General features: G+C 57.9%; 22 protein-coding genes and 1 pseudogene. 22 read left to right on the top strand and 1 reads right to left on the bottom strand.

Going from position 1 to position 18,306, the window contains the following annotated elements; translation table 11 throughout:
• Positions 1–12: 12 nt before the first annotated feature.
• The 15 genes and pseudogenes from WC392_06535 (at position 13) to tatC (ending at position 7,356) form a co-directional block, all read left to right on the top strand.
• Entirely contained in the window at positions 13–687 is a 675-nt protein-coding gene (locus tag WC392_06535) for a hypothetical protein (protein MFA5242022.1), read from the top strand.
• On the top strand, positions 681–956 hold the full coding sequence (locus tag WC392_06530; protein ID MFA5242021.1) for a BrnT family toxin: 276 nt from the start codon (positions 681–683) through the stop codon (positions 954–956). The genes WC392_06535 and WC392_06530 overlap by 7 nt, the downstream gene beginning before the upstream one ends.
• The gene (locus tag WC392_06525) at positions 907–1,197 is read left to right on the top strand and encodes a hypothetical protein (GenBank protein MFA5242020.1); all 291 of its coding nucleotides are present in this window, start codon (positions 907–909) and stop codon (positions 1,195–1,197) included. Before WC392_06530 ends, WC392_06525 begins: the two co-directional genes overlap by 50 nt.
• A 12-nt stretch (positions 1,198–1,209) precedes the next feature.
• Positions 1,210–1,323 (top strand): annotated as a pseudogene (locus WC392_06520) (DUF4160 domain-containing protein).
• Entirely contained in the window at positions 1,278–1,598 is a 321-nt protein-coding gene (locus WC392_06515) for a DUF2442 domain-containing protein (protein ID MFA5242019.1), read from the top strand. The pseudogene WC392_06520 and the gene WC392_06515 overlap by 46 nt, the downstream one beginning before the upstream one ends.
• Positions 1,599–1,678: 80 nt before the next feature.
• The gene (gene hisB / locus WC392_06510; GenBank protein MFA5242018.1) at positions 1,679–2,266 is read left to right on the top strand and encodes an imidazoleglycerol-phosphate dehydratase HisB; all 588 of its coding nucleotides are present in this window, start codon (positions 1,679–1,681) and stop codon (positions 2,264–2,266) included.
• A gap of 2 nt (positions 2,267–2,268) precedes the next feature.
• Positions 2,269–2,946 carry an imidazole glycerol phosphate synthase subunit HisH gene (hisH, locus tag WC392_06505; GenBank protein ID MFA5242017.1) on the top strand — a complete coding sequence of 226 codons (678 nt, stop codon included), beginning with the start codon at positions 2,269–2,271 and terminating at the stop codon, positions 2,944–2,946.
• A 48-nt stretch (positions 2,947–2,994) separates the two neighbouring features.
• Positions 2,995–3,759 (top strand): 1-(5-phosphoribosyl)-5-[(5-phosphoribosylamino)methylideneamino]imidazole-4-carboxamide isomerase, encoded by a 765-nt coding sequence (gene hisA / locus WC392_06500; protein ID MFA5242016.1) that lies wholly within the window; start codon positions 2,995–2,997, stop codon positions 3,757–3,759.
• Positions 3,760–3,803: 44 nt separating this feature from the next.
• Positions 3,804–4,577 (top strand): imidazole glycerol phosphate synthase subunit HisF, encoded by a 774-nt coding sequence (gene hisF, locus WC392_06495; GenBank protein MFA5242015.1) that lies wholly within the window; start codon positions 3,804–3,806, stop codon positions 4,575–4,577.
• A gap of 3 nt (positions 4,578–4,580) precedes the next feature.
• A complete protein-coding gene (gene hisI / locus WC392_06490) occupies positions 4,581–5,003 on the top strand; it encodes a phosphoribosyl-AMP cyclohydrolase (protein MFA5242014.1) in 423 nt (140 codons plus the stop codon).
• Positions 5,000–5,323: a phosphoribosyl-ATP diphosphatase gene (locus WC392_06485; GenBank protein ID MFA5242013.1), complete on the top strand. Its 324-nt coding sequence runs from the start codon at positions 5,000–5,002 to the stop codon at positions 5,321–5,323. Before hisI ends, WC392_06485 begins: the two co-directional genes overlap by 4 nt.
• An 85-nt stretch (positions 5,324–5,408) precedes the next feature.
• On the top strand, positions 5,409–5,747 hold the full coding sequence (locus WC392_06480) for a histidine triad nucleotide-binding protein (protein ID MFA5242012.1): 339 nt from the start codon (positions 5,409–5,411) through the stop codon (positions 5,745–5,747).
• 19 nt (positions 5,748–5,766) lie between these two features.
• On the top strand, positions 5,767–5,988 hold the full coding sequence (gene tatA / locus WC392_06475; GenBank protein ID MFA5242011.1) for a Sec-independent protein translocase subunit TatA: 222 nt from the start codon (positions 5,767–5,769) through the stop codon (positions 5,986–5,988).
• 66 nt (positions 5,989–6,054) lie between these two features.
• The gene (gene tatB, locus WC392_06470) at positions 6,055–6,513 is read left to right on the top strand and encodes a Sec-independent protein translocase protein TatB (protein MFA5242010.1); all 459 of its coding nucleotides are present in this window, start codon (positions 6,055–6,057) and stop codon (positions 6,511–6,513) included.
• 24 nt (positions 6,514–6,537) lie between these two features.
• The gene (gene tatC / locus WC392_06465) at positions 6,538–7,356 is read left to right on the top strand and encodes a twin-arginine translocase subunit TatC (protein MFA5242009.1); all 819 of its coding nucleotides are present in this window, start codon (positions 6,538–6,540) and stop codon (positions 7,354–7,356) included.
• A 103-nt stretch (positions 7,357–7,459) separates the two neighbouring features.
• On the opposite strand, the gene WC392_06460 is transcribed toward tatC, so the two are convergent.
• Entirely contained in the window at positions 7,460–8,614 is a 1,155-nt protein-coding gene (locus WC392_06460) for a Do family serine endopeptidase (protein ID MFA5242008.1), read from the bottom strand.
• Between the two features lie 21 nt (positions 8,615–8,635).
• Here WC392_06460 and WC392_06455 point away from each other — a divergent pair, with 21 nt between their 5' ends.
• The 7 genes from WC392_06455 to WC392_06425 all read left to right on the top strand — a co-directional run bounded on the left by WC392_06455 (position 8,636) and on the right by WC392_06425 (position 18,255).
• On the top strand, positions 8,636–9,385 hold the full coding sequence (locus tag WC392_06455; protein MFA5242007.1) for a Nif3-like dinuclear metal center hexameric protein: 750 nt from the start codon (positions 8,636–8,638) through the stop codon (positions 9,383–9,385).
• A 59-nt stretch (positions 9,386–9,444) separates the two neighbouring features.
• Positions 9,445–10,875 carry a sigma-54 dependent transcriptional regulator gene (locus WC392_06450; GenBank protein ID MFA5242006.1) on the top strand — a complete coding sequence of 477 codons (1,431 nt, stop codon included), beginning with the start codon at positions 9,445–9,447 and terminating at the stop codon, positions 10,873–10,875.
• Positions 10,876–12,225 carry an AAA family ATPase gene (locus WC392_06445; GenBank protein MFA5242005.1) on the top strand — a complete coding sequence of 450 codons (1,350 nt, stop codon included), beginning with the start codon at positions 10,876–10,878 and terminating at the stop codon, positions 12,223–12,225.
• On the top strand, positions 12,225–14,087 hold the full coding sequence (locus WC392_06440) for a Type II secretory pathway component PulD (protein MFA5242004.1): 1,863 nt from the start codon (positions 12,225–12,227) through the stop codon (positions 14,085–14,087). Before WC392_06445 ends, WC392_06440 begins: the two co-directional genes overlap by 1 nt.
• Before the next feature lie 8 nt (positions 14,088–14,095).
• The gene (locus tag WC392_06435) at positions 14,096–15,247 is read left to right on the top strand and encodes a tetratricopeptide repeat protein (protein MFA5242003.1); all 1,152 of its coding nucleotides are present in this window, start codon (positions 14,096–14,098) and stop codon (positions 15,245–15,247) included.
• Positions 15,248–16,951: an ATPase, T2SS/T4P/T4SS family gene (locus WC392_06430; GenBank protein ID MFA5242002.1), complete on the top strand. Its 1,704-nt coding sequence runs from the start codon at positions 15,248–15,250 to the stop codon at positions 16,949–16,951. It begins immediately after the preceding gene.
• 101 nt (positions 16,952–17,052) lie between these two features.
• Positions 17,053–18,255: a type II secretion system F family protein gene (locus WC392_06425; protein ID MFA5242001.1), complete on the top strand. Its 1,203-nt coding sequence runs from the start codon at positions 17,053–17,055 to the stop codon at positions 18,253–18,255.
• The last annotated feature ends 51 nt before the right edge of the window (positions 18,256–18,306 follow it).

Genomic DNA, 18,306 nt, shown 5'->3' with positions numbered 1-18,306 from the left:
CCTTGAAAGAACATGCGTACTATTAAGCTAAAGACAACATCAGAAGACGGCACCAGTAGCGAGGAATTGGCGTTGCAGTTTGACGACGAAGATCTTCAACTTCTTGAGCACTACCTTGCGAACTGTGATCGTTTGAAAGAGGCGCGAATTTTCACAGGGGAATTCCCTCGGGTCAAAAACATCAACTGCTCCGCTGAGACGGGCATTACGTTTGAGGTGTCTTCCTTTTCCTATGGCGATGTCTGTGAACTTCTTCATTTGGCGCGCCCGGTATTTTTATCAAGAGAACCTGCGTCATTTGAACTTACCGCAGCAATATTTGGAAAAAAAGCAAAAGGTACTGCTCTAGCTCAACATCTCAAGCACATCCGATCAACGTATGAGCACGGAGACTATCAACCGTATTTTCAGGTATCAGTGAATGGCGTTCCTCTATTTCACGACAAGACACTGAGGGACTGGTTAAATGGTGTTGAGTACCATCAGGAAGTAGATAAAGCCCAGAAAATCAAAGACCTTGAATCAGCTCTCTCAACGCAAATTGCGCGCGGCATCTTCGTCTCTCAATTATCCGGTCGTGTCAGGGCCGCCTTCATGCTTGCACATCTGGCTACACTTGTGGCTCGCCCTGATACTGCCGAGAAGTCTATTGAAGTGCGTAATAACGCCAGGGATTTGCAATGCTGAAATTCGAGTGGGACGCCGCAAAATCGGAATCAAACAAGTTGAAACACGGCGTGTCTTTCGAAGAGGCAGCCACGGTTTTTGGCGATCCGCTGGCCTACACATTCGAAGACCCTGACCATTCCGCTGCGGAAGAACGCATGCTGACTTTCGGAGTCTCACACAAAGGGCAGCTTCTGGTGGTGGTTCATACAAAACGCAAGCGTGCCGTCAGGATTATCAGTGCCCGAAAAGCAACAAAACATGAGCGAGGAATTTATGAACACGGATAGCAAGGACGAAATGCGCGCCGAATATCGGCGCGAGGATTTGGGCAAAGGCGTCCGCGGCAAGTACTTGAAACAGTATGCCAAGGGCACCAACCTCGTATTGCTCGATGACAAGGTTGCCAAGGCGTTTCCGACAGCCGAGGCTGTCAATGAGGCGCTGTTGGGTCTGCTTGTGCTCACTGAGCAGACTGCCCGCTTAACCGGCCGTTCAGTCGGGCGTGGGGCAAAGCGGCGCACCGCATAGAAACTTCCGCGCCGGGCGCTGGTCATGGTGCTGGAGTGGGCCAACGAGCATAGAGCCGAATTGATGGAGGACTGGCACTTATGTCGAGCGAAACAATTACCGAAACCTATCAAGCCGCAGGAGTAATTCCCGCCGCGCCATGGCGGCTGCGAGCGCTTGGCGTGCTTCCTGAGTGGCAACTGGCGGTCACGTTCAACGACGGATTGACCGGTATCGATGATGTTTCCGCGCTGGTCAATGGGCCGGATGCGGGTGTATTCGAGGAACTGCGCGCGCCCGCATTCTTTGGCAAAGCCTACCTTGATTGCGGGGCGATCACGTGGCCCAATGGGGCTGACCTGGCGTCTGATGAGATGTACAAGGAAATTCGTCGTAAAGGAATTTACCGTATTCCGGATTGATGAGGCAGCATTGAAAGCCAAACGCTTTGCCCGTTAGATGTGCTGGGTTAGAATGAACACCCTTTAAGTGATTTGCTTTTATGCGCACAGCCCAAATTACCCGCAATACCCTGGAAACCCAGGTCAGCGTCACCCTCAATCTGGATGGCAGCGGTCAGGCTCGTCTTGCCAGCGGCGTGCCGTTTCTCGACCACATGCTGGACCAGATCGCCCGCCACGGGCTGATGGATCTGGATGTGTCGGCCAAGGGCGACCTGCATATTGACGCGCACCACACCGTGGAAGATATCGGCATCACCTTCGGCCAGGCTTTTGCCCAGGCAATTGGCGACAAGAAGGGCGTGCGCCGCTACGGACAGGCCTATGTGCCGCTGGACGAGGCGCTGTCGCGCGTGGTGCTGGATCTTTCCGGCCGGCCTGGACTGGTGTTCGAAGTGGAGTTTACCCGCGCCCGCATCGGCGAATTTGATGCCGACCTGGTGCGCGAGTTCTTCCAGGGCTTCGTCAACCATGCCGGCGTAACGCTGCACGTGGATTGCCTGCGCGGTGTCAACGCGCATCACCAGGCGGAAACGGTATTCAAGGCCTTTGGCCGTGCCTTGCGCATGGCGGTCGAGGCGGATGAACGCATGGCGGGCGTGATGCCTTCCACCAAGGGAAGCCTGTAAGCATGGCTGATATCGCAGTCATTGATTACGGCATGGGCAATCTGCGCTCGGTGGCGAAAGCGCTGGAGCATGTTGCGCCGCAACTGGATATTGTCGTGAGCAGTGATCCGGACGTAATCGCCAAGGCTGGCCGAGTCGTGTTTCCCGGTGTCGGGGCGATGCCGGATTGCATGCATGAACTGGAAAGTCGCGGCCTGCGCCAGGCAGTTGTGGAAGCCGCACAGAGCAAGCCTTTCCTGGGAATCTGCTTGGGCATGCAGGCCCTGTTCGAATCCTCCGAAGAAGGCAATTCGGCCGGGCTGGCTATTCTTCCTGGTCGCGTGCTGCGCTTCCCCGCCGAAGCCATGGTGGATGACAAGGGCCAGAAGCTCAAGGTGCCGCACATCGGCTGGAACGAGGTGCACCAGTCAGCAGGGCATCCGATGTGGTCGGGAATCCCCGATGCGGCGCGTTTCTATTTCGTGCACAGTTATTATGTCGAGGTCGGCGACCCGGATCTGGTGGCTGGATTCACGCTGTATCCATTTGCATTTACCGCGGCGGTGGCGCGGGATAATATTTTTGCCGTGCAATTCCACCCTGAAAAGAGCCAGGCGACAGGCTTGACCCTGCTGGCCAATTTTGTGATGTGGGACGGGCGGGTGCAAGTTGGCGCCTGTGGCGCTGACGCCTGCCTGTAAATTATTTCCGCCCGATTTTTTTAACCCTTCTGTTACAGTGCCTAGACCATGTTAGTGATTCCAGCGATTGATTTGAAAGATGGCCATTGCGTCCGCCTCAAACAGGGCGAGATGGATTCAGCCACGATTTTCTCCGAGAATCCCGCCCAAATGGCGCGGCATTGGGTCGAACAGGGGGGCCGCCGCCTGCACCTGGTGGATCTGAATGGCGCCTTTGCCGGCAAGCCGGTGAACGGCGAAGCCATTCGTGCCATTGTCAAGGAAGTGGGGACGGAAATCCCGGTGCAACTGGGTGGCGGGATTCGCGATCTGCCGACGATCGAGCGCTATCTCGACAACGGCATCAGCTACGTCATCATCGGTACCGCGGCAGTGAAAAACCCCGGTTTCCTGCATGAAGCCTGCGATGCTTTTCCAGGCCAGATCATCGTCGGCCTCGATGCCAGGGATGGCAAGGTGGCAGTGGATGGATGGTCAAAACTCACCGGTCATGACGTGGTCGACTTGGCCCGGAAATTTGAGGGGTATGGCGTGGAGGCCATTGTCTATACCGACATCGGTCGCGATGGCATGCTCTCCGGCGTGAATATCGAGGCGACCGTGAACCTGGCGCGCGCCCTGACCATCCCGGTGATCGCCAGTGGCGGCCTGACGGATATTGAAGACGTGAAACGGCTGTGTGCCGTGGAGAGCGAAGGCATCATGGGTGCCATTACCGGGCGTGCCATCTACGAGGGCACGCTGGACTTTGCCGCCGCTCAGAAGTTGGCGGATGAACTGAGTGAGGAGACAGGAGTGAGGGGTGAGGAGTAAGCGGGATTTCCCTCGCTCCTCACCCCTCACTCCTCACTAAAAAAATGGGATTAGCCAAACGCATCATTCCCTGCCTGGATGTTACCGCCGGTCGTGTGGTGAAGGGAGTGAATTTCGTCGGCCTGCGCGATGCCGGCGACCCGATCGAGATCGCCCGGCGTTATGACGAGCAGGGCGCGGACGAATTGACCTTTCTCGACATCACCGCCAGCTCCGACGAGCGCGACATCATTCTGCATATCATCGAGGAAGTGGCTAACCAGGTATTTATCCCCCTGACCGTGGGCGGTGGCGTGCGCAGCGTGGACGATGTGCGGCGCCTGCTCAATGCCGGGGCGGACAAGGTTGGCATCAATACCGCTGCGGTGACCAATCCGCAACTGGTGGCGGATGCTTCGTCACGCTTTGGCTCGCAGTGCATCGTGGTGGCGATCGATGCCAAACAGGTGTCGGCGGAAGGCGAGCCTTTGCTCTGGCATGTATTCACCCATGGCGGACGCAAGGATACCGGCCTGGATGCCGTGGCGTGGGCAAAGAACATGGAGTCGCTGGGCGCGGGCGAAATCCTGTTGACCAGCATGGACCGGGATGGCACCAAGATCGGCTTCAACCTTGATCTGACGCGCGCTGTTTCCGATGCCGTGAGCGTTCCGGTGATCGCCAGCGGCGGTGTGGGCAACCTCGATCATCTGGTGGATGGCGTAAAAAAAGGCCATGCGGATGCGGTGCTGGCGGCAAGTATTTTTCATTACGGTGAATTTACGGTACGCCAGGCCAAGGAATATATGGCAAAAAACCAGATTGAAGTGAGGCTGTAGAACATGTCGGATGCCTGGCTCAATAAAGTCAACTGGACCCACGATGGTCTGGTGCCGGCCATCGCGCAGGACAAGGACAGCGGTGCGGTGCTGATGGTGGCATGGATGAATCGCGATGCCCTGAAGCGCACGGTGGAAAGCGGCGAGGCAGTGTACTGGTCGCGCTCGCGCAAGAAGCTGTGGCACAAGGGAGAAGAGTCCGGCCATGTGCAGAAAGTGCATGAGATTCGCCTCGACTGTGACGAAGATGTGATCCTGCTCAAAATTGAACAGGTCGGCGGCATCGCCTGCCACACCGGGCGCCATAACTGCTTTTTCCAGAAACTGGAAGGGCGGGAGTGGATATCTGTGGAGCCGGTGCTGAAAGACCCGGCTGAAATTTACCGGGCGGCCCAGGCTGTTGTTCAGGATGGGGGAGAGAAATGAGCGAGATTCTGAGCCGCCTTGCGGAAACGCTGGAAAGCCGCAAACTTGCCGACCCGGATAGCTCCTATGTGGCGAAGCTTTACGCCAAGGGGCTGGATGCCATACTGAAGAAAATCGGCGAGGAAGCAACGGAAACCGTGATTGCGGCCAAGGGTGGCGACAAGTCTCAAGTGGTGTATGAAATGGCTGACCTGTGGTTTCATAGCATGGTTCTGCTTGCGCAGCAGGGCCTGCATCCTGATGACGTACTGGCCGAACTGGCCCGGCGCGAAGGCTTGTCGGGTCTGGTGGAAAAAGCTGGGCGACAGGATGGCGCCTAGATTTTCAGCGTAGGCTAACCTTCAGGTTATGCCGGAACTAAAAAGCTGGCCGACAGCAGAAGTAAGCGTGCTTCAAGGAGAAAATATGCTGGATTGCATCTTTTGTAAAATCGTCAGGAATCAGATTCCAGGCAAAAAAATTTACGAAGACGATGAACTGCTGGCCTTTCATGATATCCACCCTATTGCCCCGGTGCATTTCATGATTATTCCCAAGGTCCATGTGGATTCGCTCGATCATTGCACGGCCGTGCATCAGGCATTGCTGGGAAAGATGTTGCTGCTGGCGCCAAAACTGGCAAAGGAACAGGGTCTGGAAAATGGCTTTCGCACCATGATCAACACCGGACATGGTGGAGGGCAGGAAGTGTTTCACCTGCATGTTCATGTGTTTGGCGGTGATGCGCGATTGCCGCGCACCTAAATAATTGGAGATTTAAGAAATGGGTTCATTCAGTATCTGGCACTGGTTGGTCGTTCTGGTCATCGTGTTGCTGATCTTCGGCACCAAGAAGCTGCGCAATATGGGTGGAGATCTGGGCGGGGCGGTGAAAAATTTCAAGGAAGCCGTGAAGGAAGAAGAGAAAGCGCCTGCCAAGGTTGAGGGAGGGGTTTCCGGGCAGACCATCGAAGGCGAAATCAAGGAAAAGTCGAAGGCATCGTGAGGGGTGAGGGGTGAGGGGTGAGGGGAAACTTCACGTCTCACGCTTCACGTTTCACACCTCACCTCTATGTTCGATATCGGCTTCTCCGAACTGCTCCTGGTCGGCATTGTCGCGCTGGTCGTCATCGGCCCCGAGCGCCTGCCGAAAGTGGCGCGTACTGCCGGGCACCTGTTTGGCCGCATGCAGCGCTACGTTTCCGACGTCAAGGCCGATATCAATCGCGAAATACAGCTTGATGAGCTGAAAAAGATGCAGGAAGAAATGCATGCTTCGGTAAACTCCATCGAGAATGCCGTGAAGCGGGACATGCAGGCAGGTGGTGAGGCGCTGCAGACGGCGGAACAGCAAATTCACGAAATCATCGAAATCCCCCAGGCACCATCAGCAATAGAGACCTCATCTGCATTGCCAGAGGCTCCGGCCGTAGTGGCGGAAGCACCGCTGCCGCAACTGGAACTGGATTTGGGGCCGCCGGATCAGGCAGGCCATGAACAAGCACCTATCAAAGACAACAAGAATGCCTGACCCTCTGCACATTCGGGAATGGCAATGAGCACCCCCGAACCCGGCGAAACTTTTATTTCCCACCTGATCGAACTGCGCACCCGGCTGGTGCGCTCGATTATCGCGGTGCTGATCGTGTTCGTGTGTCTCTTCCCTTTTGCCAAGGAGCTTTATGCCCTGTTGGCCAGCCCCCTGCTGGCAAGTCTTCCGCAGGGTGGACAGATGATCGCAACCGATGTGACCACGCCCTTTTTCGTGCCCATGAAAGTGGCCATGATGACGGCTTTCCTGGTGGCTTTGCCCTATGTTCTGTATCAGATCTGGGCGTTTGTCGCCCCCGGTTTGTACAGCCATGAAAAGAAGCTGGGCGCGCCGCTGGTCGCCGCCAGCACGCTGCTGTTCCTGTGCGGCATGGCATTCGCCTATTTCCTGGTATTCCCGGTGGTGTTCGGCTTCGTGACTTCGGTGGCGCCGGAAGGCGTGGCGGTCATGACTGATATCAACAAGTATCTGGATTTTGTCCTTACCTTGTTCCTGGCTTTTGGTTTCACTTTTGAAGTGCCGGTGGCGGTCATCCTGCTGGTCAAGATGGGCGTAGTGAGCGTGGAGAAACTCAGGGAAATCCGCTCTTACGTGATTGTCGGCGCCTTCGTGCTGGGTGCAATTTTCACCCCGCCCGATGTCATTTCGCAAATCATGCTGGCCGTGCCGCTTTGGCTGCTCTATGAAGCAGGGATTCTGGTGGCCTCGATGATGTCGAAGCCCGTGGCGGCAGAAGAAGCCGAACCCTACCGGCCGATGAACGATGACGAGATGGAGCGCGAACTGGATGCCATCGAGTCCAAACAGGACAAGCACGAGTAGCGGTCAAAACGTAATTAACCGCAAAGATCGCAAGGTTCTTCCCCGGGGATGCAGGAGGCCCGCCCCCGGGCCGATTCAGGTGCTTTCCGGCCCCCGGCTTTTCTTATTCCACGGCTTGACGCTGTTCCATCTTGGGGCGTTTTCCCACGCTCACCTGAAGAGTGATTTCGGTTTTGCTGCGCATCAGTTTAAGCGCTGCGGGTTTCCCGGGCGGAAGAGCGGAAATCTGGTTGAGCATGGTCGAGGAATCGGTGATCGGCTTGCCGTTGACCTCCAGCAGAATATCTCCCGGCTTGATGCCTGCCTTGTCCGCCGGCCCGCCGCGCAGAATGCCTGCGATCAGCGCGCCATTGGGCGCTGGCAGCTTGAAGGATTCGGCCAGCTCCGGCGTGATGTCCTGAACTTCCACTCCGATCCAGCCGCGCGTGACCGCTCCATGCTGAATGATCTGTTCCATGACCTGCCTCGCCAGGCTGGCGGGAATGGCAAAACCGATGCCGAGTGAACCGCCGGATTTGGAAAAAATCGCACTGTTGATGCCGATCAGGTTGCCGTTGCCATCCACCAGCGCCCCCCCGGAATTGCCGGGGTTGATCGCCGCATCGGTCTGGATGAAGTTTTCATAGGTGTTGATGCCAAGATGGCTGCGCCCCAGGGCGCTGATAATGCCCATGGTCACGGTTTGGCCAACACCGAAAGGGTTGCCGATGGCGAGCACGACGTCGCCGACCTGCGCTTCTTCCACCCGGCCGAAGGTGACGGCAGAGAGATTGGGGAGATTGATTTTTACGACGGCCAGATCCGTTTCGGGGTCGGTACCGATCACGCTTGCCGTACTGGTGCGGCCGTCGGCGAGGGCTACCTCGATCTCGTCCGCTGCTTCCACGACGTGATGGTTGGTCAGGATGTAGCCTTCCGTGCTGACAATAACCCCTGAGCCAAGGCTGGACTGCTGTTGCGGTTCGGCGTCCGGGCGGTCGCCAAAGAAATGCCGGAAAACCGGGTCGTCCATCAGGGGATGGCGCGGGGCGGGCGTTTCCTTGCTGGTGAAAATATTGACTACCGACGGCATGGCTTTCTTCGCCGCCTGATTGAGTGGCGTCAGCTTCTGCGGGCCGTTCTGGGGAGCAATTTCCTGCACCAGGATATTGCCGCCGCCGCGCCAGGGTAAAAGTTCCGGGCGGAACAGGGAGATTGCGAGCAGTATGCCAAGCGCGATGGTTGCGCTTTGCGCGAAGATGAGCCAAAGTCTGCGCATGGTGTCAGGGAGAACGCTTTAATGTTGTTATTAAAAGGATTGGAAAAATATATTGGGCAGTTGCTGGAAATTTCAAACTACCGCGATTATTGCCCAAATGGTGTGCAAGTGGAAGGACGGCCTGAAATCAGGACCATCGTGAGCGGCGTCAGCGCCAGCCTGGATGTATTGCAAGCCGCAAGTGCCGCGGGCGCGGATGCGGTGCTGGTGCATCATGGTTATTTCTGGAAAAACGAGGAGCCCCGGATCACAGGCGTCAAGCGTGCCCGCATTGCTCATCTGATGGAACATGGCATGAGCCTGCTGGCCTATCATTTGCCGCTGGATGCGCATCCAGCGTTGGGCAATAACGCGCAACTGGCCCAATTGCTGGGTTTCCAGGCCGAGGGATATTTTGGCGAGCAGAATATTGCTGCTGTGGGCCGTCTGCTGCAACCCATGTCCTTGCAGCGGCTGGGGGGCGTGGTGGGGGAGAAGTTGCGGCGCCAGCCCTTGGTCGTGGGTGAGGAGGGTGCCATTATCCGCCGCATCGCCTGGTGCAGCGGGGCGGCACAGGATTATCTGGCTGCTGCCATTGAGCTGGGCGTGGATGCTTTTCTCACCGGCGAAGTGTCGGAGCAGACGGTGCATCTGGCACGCGAATCCGGCGTGGCGTTTATTTCCGCGGGCCATCATGCGACGGAACGTTATGGCGTGCAGGCTCTTGGCGCACATCTGGCGCAGCAGTTCGGCATCAAACATCAGTTCATTGAGGTTGAGAATCCTGTCTGATCCTGTATTTTTCTGTATTTGGATGTAAAATCAGAACAATAACAGAGGTTCTTAAAGCCATGTCGCAGAAAAAGCCAAGCTTGTTGATCGTTGATGATGATGCGCTGATTACCGATACCCTGCATTTTGTGCTGAGCAAGGATTTCGAGGTTTACGTCGCGGATTCCCGTACCCAGGCGGCCAGCCTGTTGCGCCAGATGGATCAGCCGCCGCAGCTGGCTCTGGTGGACTTGGGCCTGCCCCCCCTGCCGCATCGCCCGGATGAAGGTTTCAGGCTGATCGGGGATTTGCTGGCGCGTGTGCCGGAAATCAAGATTGTCGTGCTCTCGGGGCAGAATGACGACGCCAACGCACGTCACGCTCGTGCGCTGGGTGCGGTGGAATTTATTCCAAAACCGTGCGAGCCGGAGCGGATCAAGTCGCTGCTGTTCGATGCGCTGCGAATTCATGAGGTGGAGCAGTCAAAGGAGATCGAACCCGGGCGTGGCTGCGATATCCTCGGCGCCAGCCTGAATGCCGAGAAATTGCGCCAGCAGATCAGGCAGTTTGCTGACGCCCCTTTCCCTGTGCTGATCGAGGGGGAGTCCGGTAGCGGCAAGGAGCTGGTGGCAGGATGCCTGCACCGCCTCAGCGTGCGCGCAAAAAAACCTTACCTGGCGCTCAATTGTGCCGCAATCTCCCCTTCCCTGGTTGAACCGACGCTGTTTGGTTACAGCAAAGGGGCTTTCACCGGCGCGACGGCTTCCCGTGCCGGCTATTTCGAGGATGCCAGCGATGGCACCCTGTTTCTCGATGAAATCGGGGAGCTTCCGGTCGAACTACAGGCCAAGCTGTTGCGCGTGCTGGAAAACGGCGAATATCAGCGTGTCGGGGAAACCCAGCCACGGCACAGCAATGCCCGCATCGTTGCCGCGACGAATCGTGATTTGCGCCAGGAAATCAAGGCTGGACGTTTTCGTGCCGATCTCTACCATCGACTCAGCGTGTTTACCGTGAGCGTGCCGCCATTGCGCGAGCTGGGCGGAGATAAAACATTGTTGCTGGAACATTTCCGCAATTTCTATGTGCGCCAGGGGGGAGGGGTGCCGTTTCAGCTCGACCCCGCGGCGCAGCGGGTATGGGATGCCTACCCTTTTCCCGGCAATGTGCGCGAATTGCGCAATATCGTGATCCGGCTGGTCACCAAGCATGCCGGCCAGAATGTGTCGCGCGAAGATTTGCAGGCGGAGCTGGACACCGAGGCGGATACCCTGCCCGAGATGTTGCCCAGTGATCCCGGCGCGATGCAGGAGCTGGCAAGGAAGCATTTGCAGCTGCATGCCAATTTCAACCTCGATCAGACGCTCAAGCAGTGGGAACAGGCCTATGTGGAAGCGGCGCTCAAGCTGACGCATGGCAACCTCAGCCAGGCGGCCAGGCTATTGGGCGTGAACCGCACCACGCTGTATAGCCGGATGCAGACCTACCCTGATCTGGAGCAGTATCAGTAAATGTATCTCTCCCATTTCGGCCTCTCCCAGCCCCCCTTCCGGATTACCGCCCACACCGAATTTTTCTACGGCGGCGGCAACCGCGGCGCCATTCTTGATGCCCTGATCTACGCCATTCGCCAGGGTGAGGGGATAGTCAAGGTCAGTGGCGAAGTGGGAAGCGGCAAGACCATGTTGTGCCGCATGCTGCAGGAGCGCCTGCCGGCGGAAGTGGAGACGGTTTATCTCGCCAACCCCAGCGTTTCCCCGGATGAAATCCTGCATGCCATCGCTTTCGAGATGCAGCTTTCGCTGCCGCGCGACTCGGCGCGCCTGGAAGTCATGCAGGCATTGCAGGAATACCTGGTGGAGCGCCACGCCCAGGGCAGGCAGGTGGTGGTGTTCGTGGAGGAGGCGCAAGGCATGCCGCTGGAGACGCTGGAGGAAATACGCCTGCTCTCCAACCTCGAAACGCAGCATTACAAGCTGTTGCAGATCGTGCTGTTTGGCCAGCCCGAGCTGGACAAAAATCTGGCCCGGACGGAGATTCGCCAGCTCAAGGAGCGCATTACCCACAGCTTTACCCTCAAGCCGCTGACCGCTGCTGAAATCAGGGATTACCTGATGTTTCGTTTGCGCGCAGCCAATTACCATGGACCCGACCTGTTCGGCCCCGCTGTCGTCAAGCTGATCGCGCGGGCATCCAGAGGCCTGACGCGGCGCGTGAATATTATTGCGGATAAAACCCTGCTGGCGGCGTTTGCGGATAACACGCATACCATCAGTCTGAAACACGTGCGGGCCGCGATAGAAGACAGCGAATTCGATTTGTCAGAAAAATCCGTGCCGTGGCCGAAATTTGCCGCCGCATTGGCCTTGCTGCTGGTTGGGGTGGGGCTGGGGGTGGTGTTGCATGGTTTTTTGCAGCCGCAGCCAGGCGGGCAGAATGAACCTGCTGTGGTTTCGGCGCCGCCTGCACCGGCACCCGTTGCTGAAACCGTGCGTACCAACCCTCAGCGGGAAGGGTCCATGGATGCTGCCGATATCGTCACGCAGCGTCTGGCTGCAACTCAAGGCTGGTTGTCCAGGCAGGGGAGCGCAACCAGCAGCATCCAGCTGATGGGCTCCAACGATCTGCGGCAGTTGCGCTGGCAGCTGGCACAAATGGGGCACAACATTGAAATGGATCAGGTTTTTGTGTACCGTACCAAGATAAACGGGCAACCCGCATGGACAGTGCTTTACGGGAGTTTTTCCAGTCGCGCGGAGGCTGCTGCGGCCCTTGCGCATCTGCCTGAGCCGCTCAAGGCAAATCGCCCGATACTGCGCACTCTGCAGGGCGTACGGTCCGAGATTGCGGAGCATCAGTAATGCAGAAAGACAACAACGATAAAGGTTGTGCCGTGGGATATATGACGAACCAGTATGGGTTGCCGCAAATGAAGTGCTGGCAAGGTTTTGGGGCCGTGCTGGGCGTGGCGGTATTGACTGTGGGCTGTGCTTCCAACCAGCCTCCGATCCCGATTTCCCGGAATCATATCCAGGCCGAGCCACAGACCAGGGCGAGCGGCATCCCCGAGCCCGTCAAGGCCGGCGCGTTCGTGCCGCCACCCAGGCCTTCCGCCAAGCCGCAGACCTATAGCGTGGTGGTGAACGAAGTGCCGGTGAAGGAATTGCTCTTTGCCCTGGCGCGCGATTCAAAACTCAATGTGGACATCCATCCGGCGATTCAGGGGCTGGTCACCATGAATGCCGTGAACGAGCCGCTCGATGCCATTCTGGAGCGCCTCTCAAATCAGGTCAGCCTGCGCTACAAGGTTGATGGGAACACCCTTGCCATCACACCGGATACCCCCTACCTGAAAACCTATCGGGTGGATTACGTTAATTTGTCGCGCAACACCACCTCGAATATCGGCGTGTCATCGCAGATCGCCGGCGTGGGGACATCGGCTGCGGGCGGAGCCACGACAGGAGCGACCGGCGCCGGGGTGGGCGGAAACAATTCGGCCACTGCGGTCAAGAGCGATTCCAACAATAATTTCTGGGAGATCATGGGGGATAATCTCCGTCATATTCTCAGTGCTACCCGCTCGGTTGCCAGCACGGCCGAGGAAAAGGCCGCCAGGGCTGAAATCGTGCGTACCGATCGCGAAGATCGCCTGCGTCAGGCGGAGGCCGTGGCACGGGCCGGTTCTGGCGCGCCAGCCCTGTTCTCCAATGTGTTCGGCAATGAAAAAGCATTATCGGTCCTGGGCGATATCAAGGAGCAGGTCATTGTGAATCCGGTTGCGGGTTCGGTTTCGGTGCTGGGAACGGAGCGGCAGCACAAGCTGGTCAAGGAATACCTGGCCAGTGTCGCCAGTTCGTCGCAACGGCAAGTGTTGATTGAAACAACGATTGTCGAAGTGAGCCTGAAAGACCAGTTTCATGCCGGGGTGGATTGGACGAGTGTTGGCCGGGCAACAGGCTTCAACATCAAGTCTGTGCCCAATGCCGCAAACAATCTGGCCGGCAATCTCGCTTCCTTTTTTACCATTGGCTACAGCAGTGCCGGCAACAATCTGACCGCCACGCTCAACCTGCTTGAGTCCTTCGGCAATACGCGCATTCTGTCGAGCCCGAAAATCATGGCTATCAACAATCAGACGGCCCTGCTCAAGGTGGTCAACAACGAGGTGTATTTCTCCATCGAAGTGCAGCAGGGTACCTCTACAACCACGGGCATCATTACCCAGCCCGTCTACACCACCACCCCACATACCGTGCCGGTTGGCGTGGTGATGAGCGTGACGCCGCAGATCAGTGAAAGTGGCGTGGTTTCAATGACAGTGAGGCCCACGATTTCACGGGTTACCGGCTACAAGAACGACCCCAATCCTGCGCTTGCCGTGATAAACAAGGATTTGTCGGAGCTGAACAGAATTCAGAATAAAGTGCCGGAAATTCAGGTGCGCGAGATGGAGTCCGTGCTTCAGGTGAACAGCGGGCAGACAATTATCATGGGCGGTTTGATGCAGGACGATGCCACGCGAAGCAGGGATGGCCTGCCCATCCTGTCTCGACCGGATGGCTGGGGCGCCATTTTTGGCCAGCAGGAACGCAAGATCACGCAGACCGAGCTGGTGATTTTCCTGCGCCCCACCGTTATCACCAATCCCTCTCTCGATAGCGACGAATTGAGCGCTTTCCGCCGTTTCCTGCCGGATCCAAAAGCAGCCGCCCAGCCATGAGCTTGTTGATGAAAGCCTTGAAGAAGGCAGAAGAAAGCCAGCAAGGTGTGCTTGGCGGGCGCGAGCCAACGCTGCAGGAGCTGGCGGCGGAGTTGTCCCTTGAACCCCATGAGCCAGAGACTGCGCCAGGGGTTTCGCCTTCAAGGAAGGCAGCATCCGAACCTCTGCCCGCAGCGTCTTCCCAGGGCGCCGCCAACCTGTTTTCCGCCAAAGAGCCGCGGGATAATAACGGCAAGCGGTTTATTCTGGCCATGTCCGCTGCTGCGCTGCTGTTGCTGGCGGGCGGAGGGGCTTATGTCTATATGGCGATCAACAAGCCCGGCTTGCTGGTTTCCGCCCCGCCGGCCAGTTCACCTTCTTCCGCTCCGGTTGCAGTGAATGCGCCCTTGCTTGCGCTGGAAAATCAAATGCCGCCGCCGGGCGTTGAAGTCTCTCCGGCCGCAATAACGGATGAGGAGCCCAGGCCGCCGCGTTCCGCCGTGGAGTCCGCTCCCAATGCGGCGGCTGTTGCGAAAAACAGGGAAATGCGCGCCGTGGAGGCGGCACCTGAAAGCAAGGTCAAGGTGTCGCACGGCGCCCAGACTGAAATCAACCCTGATCTGGCGCAAGGTTACCAGGCTTTGCAGGAAGGGCGGCTGGAAGCGGCGCAGTCAGCATATCAGCGGCTATTGCAGCAAGAGCCGCGCAACATGGATGGCTTGCTCGGCATGGCCGCCGTGGCGGTGCGCTCGAACAATCCGGGTGAGGCTGGCAGGCTTTATCTGCGCGCCATTGATGTGGAACCGAAAAATTCCTTTGCCCAGGCCGGTCTCTTGAACTTGCTTGGCAGTGCCGACCCCGCTGGCAGCGAGGCCAAACTGAAGCGCCTGCTGGCGGACCAGCCAAGCGCTTTTCTGTACTTTGCCCTGGGCAATCTGTATGCCGCCGGAGAGCGCTGGCCCGATGCGCAGCAGGCCTATTTCCAGGCCCACCACCTGGCGTCCGCCAACCCGGATTATGCCTTCAACCTGGCGGTCAGCCTGGAGCATATCAACCAGCCCAAACCGGCCCTCACCTATTACCAGCGTGCCCTGCAATTGCTGGGTCGTGATGGCACGGCTGTTTTCGAGCGTGCCGCTGTCGAGGCGCGCATTGTCCAATTGAAGCGGATGGCGGAATAAATGACGGAGCAGCGCAAGAAGCTTCGCCTCGGCGAGCTGCTGGTTCAGCAGGGCTTGATCAGCCAGGACCAGTTGCGCATCGCCTTGATGGAGCAGAGCGAGCACGATATGCCGCTGGGCCGGCAACTGGTGCGCCTGGGCTTTGTCACCGAAGCCATGATCCGCGATATTCTGGCGCATACCATCGGTCAGGAGGGGGTTGACCTTTCCAATGTAGTGGCCGACGCAGAGGCGCTGGGCATGGTGGAGGAGGAATTCGCGCGCCGCTATCGTCTGCTGCCTATCGCTTTCAACCCGGAGCGCAACGAGTTGCTGGTGGCAATGAGCGACGTGTTCAACGTCGTGGCGCTGGACCTGTTGCGCGCCCATCTTGGCGGGCAGATCGAGATCCGCACCATGCTTGCGGGCGAGGCGCAACTGGAAGAGTGCATCGACCAGTTCTACGGCTTCGAACTCTCGGTGGATGGCATTCTGCGCGAGATCGAAACCGGCGAGATCGACTACCAGAGCCTGCAGGCGGGCAACGAGGAATACACCCAGCCGATGGTGCGGCTGGTCGGCGCGCTGCTGGTGGACGCGGTCAAGCGCGGTGCCTCGGATATCCACTTCGAGCCGGAATATGCCTTCCTGCGCATCCGCTACCGCATCGATGGGGTGCTGGAGCAGATTCGCAGCCTGCACAAGACCTATTGGCCGGGCATTGCCGTGCGCCTCAAGGTGATCAGCGGCATGAACATCGCCGAAACCCGGGCACCGCAGGATGGCCGTCTGTCGCTGAACCTGAATGGGCGCCCGATTGATTTCCGGGTGGCGGCACAGCCTACCATCTACGGCGAGAATATCGTGCTGCGCGTGCTGGACCGGGAAAAGTCGATCATCTCCATGGACCGCATGGGTTTGAGCGCGGATACTCAGGTCAAGCTGAAACTGATGATGGCGCGCCCGGAGGGCATCCTGATCGTGACCGGCCCGACCGGCAGCGGTAAAACCACGACCCTGTATTCGATGCTGAGCCACCGCAACGACGAAACGGTGAATATCATGACCCTGGAAGATCCGGTGGAGTACCCGGTCACGATGATGCGCCAGACTTCGGTGAACGAAATGGTGAAAATGGACTTTGCCAACGGCATTCGCTCCATGATGCGGCAGGATCCCGACATCATTCTGGTAGGCGAAGTGCGTGACCGCGAAACGGCGGACATGGCCTTCCGCGCCGCGATGACCGGCCATCAGGTGTTCACCACCCTGCACACCAACTCGGCGCTGGGTGCCTTTCCGCGCTTGCTGGATATCGGTATTTTGCCTGACATCATGGCGGGCAATATCATTGGGGTGATTGCGCAGCGCCTGGTGCGATTGCTCTGCCCTCACTGCAAACAGGCTTATGCGCCGGGTCCGGAAGAGAAACAATTGCTCGGCCTTGCTCCCGAAGCCCAGATGCAGGTCTACGCAGCGAAAGGTTGTAGCCAGTGCAATCATCGTGGCTACAAGGGGCGGATGGCGCTGATCGAATTGCTGCATATGGATGCCGATCTGGACGAGTTGATCGCACGCCGCGCCACGGCACGGGAATTGAGCAGGGCGGCGCTGGAGAAGGGCTTCCGCACGCTGGCGGATGACGGCATCCGGCGCATTCTTGAAGGCGTGACCAGCCTGGCGGAAGTTTCTCGCGTGGTGGACCTGACGGGGCGGCTGCATTGATTTTTGTAGGATGGGTTGAGCGCAGCGATACCCATCGATCATCACGGCAAAATGATGGGTATCGCTGCGCTCAACCCATCCTACGAGCTGAAAGCTCATAAATGCTGACTTTCCAATACAGCGCGGTTGACAAGAGCGGCTCCCCTGCCAGGGGCAAGCTTGCCGCGGTGAACGAGGTGGACCTGGAGCTGCGTTTGCAGCGCATGGGTCTGGATCTTATCACCGCGCGCAAGGTGAATCAGCCGCTGCATGTCGGCAATGGCAATATCACGCGCCAGGATCTTATTACCTTTTGCTTTCACATGGAGCAGCTTTCCCGTGCCGGCATCCCGATTCTCGAGGGCCTGGCCGATCTGCGCGACGGTATTGAGCAGCCGCGCTTCCGCGAGATTCTGTCGGGAATTCTGGAAGACATGGAAGGGGGTAAAACCCTGGCGCAAGCCATGGCTGGCTATCCCATGGCATTCGATAATCTGTTCGTCAGCCTGATCAAGGCCGGCGAGCAAAGCGGAACCATGACGGAAGTGTTTGAAAACCTCGCCACCACCCTGAAGTGGCAGGATGAGCTGGTGGCCCAGACCAAGCGGCTGCTGATGTACCCGGCGCTGGTGTTCGTGGTGGTGGGCGGAGTGATCGTGTTCCTGATGATGTACCTGGTGCCGCAACTGGTCTCTTTTCTCAAGAACATGGGGCAGGAATTGCCGTTCCAGACCCGGGCGCTGATTTTTCTGTCCGATGTATTCGTCAACTACTGGTATCTGGTGTTCGGTTTGCCCATGGTCGCGCTGGCAGTGGCCACGGTGATGGTCAAGAAGAATCCGCGCGCGCGTTACTGGTGGGATTATGCCAAGCTGCGCACGCCGTTTATCGGGCCAATCTTGCAGAAAATCATTCTTGCCCGCTTCGCCAACTTTTTTGCCCTGATGTACCGGTCAGGCATTTCAATTCTGGACGCAATGAAAACCAGCGAGGGAATTGTGGATAACCGCGTTATCGCCGACGGACTGGCGCGCGCCGGGCAGCAGATCAGTTCTGGCGACAGCGTGGCGAACAGCTTCGAAAATCTGGGCATGTTCCCGCCCCTGGTGGTGCGCATGCTGCGTGTGGGCGAGACAACCGGGGCGCTGGATACGGCATTGCTCAACGTGACTTATTTTTACAATCGCGAAGTCAAGGAGTCGGTCGAGAAGCTGCTCAAGATGCTTGAGCCCGCCTTGACAGTGATTATGGGACTGGTGCTGGCGGTGATCATGTTCTCGGTGCTGACGCCGATTTACGATATATTGGGCAAGATGAAGTTTTAGGGAGGGATAAGGCGTGAGGGGTGAGGGGTGAGGCGTAAAGTCAGAGTCAGC

It is taken from the genome of Sulfuricella sp. (assembly GCA_041651995.1).
Lineage (GTDB): Bacteria > Pseudomonadota > Gammaproteobacteria > Burkholderiales > Sulfuricellaceae > Sulfurimicrobium.
This window is presented reverse-complemented; position numbering and strand designations above follow the sequence as displayed.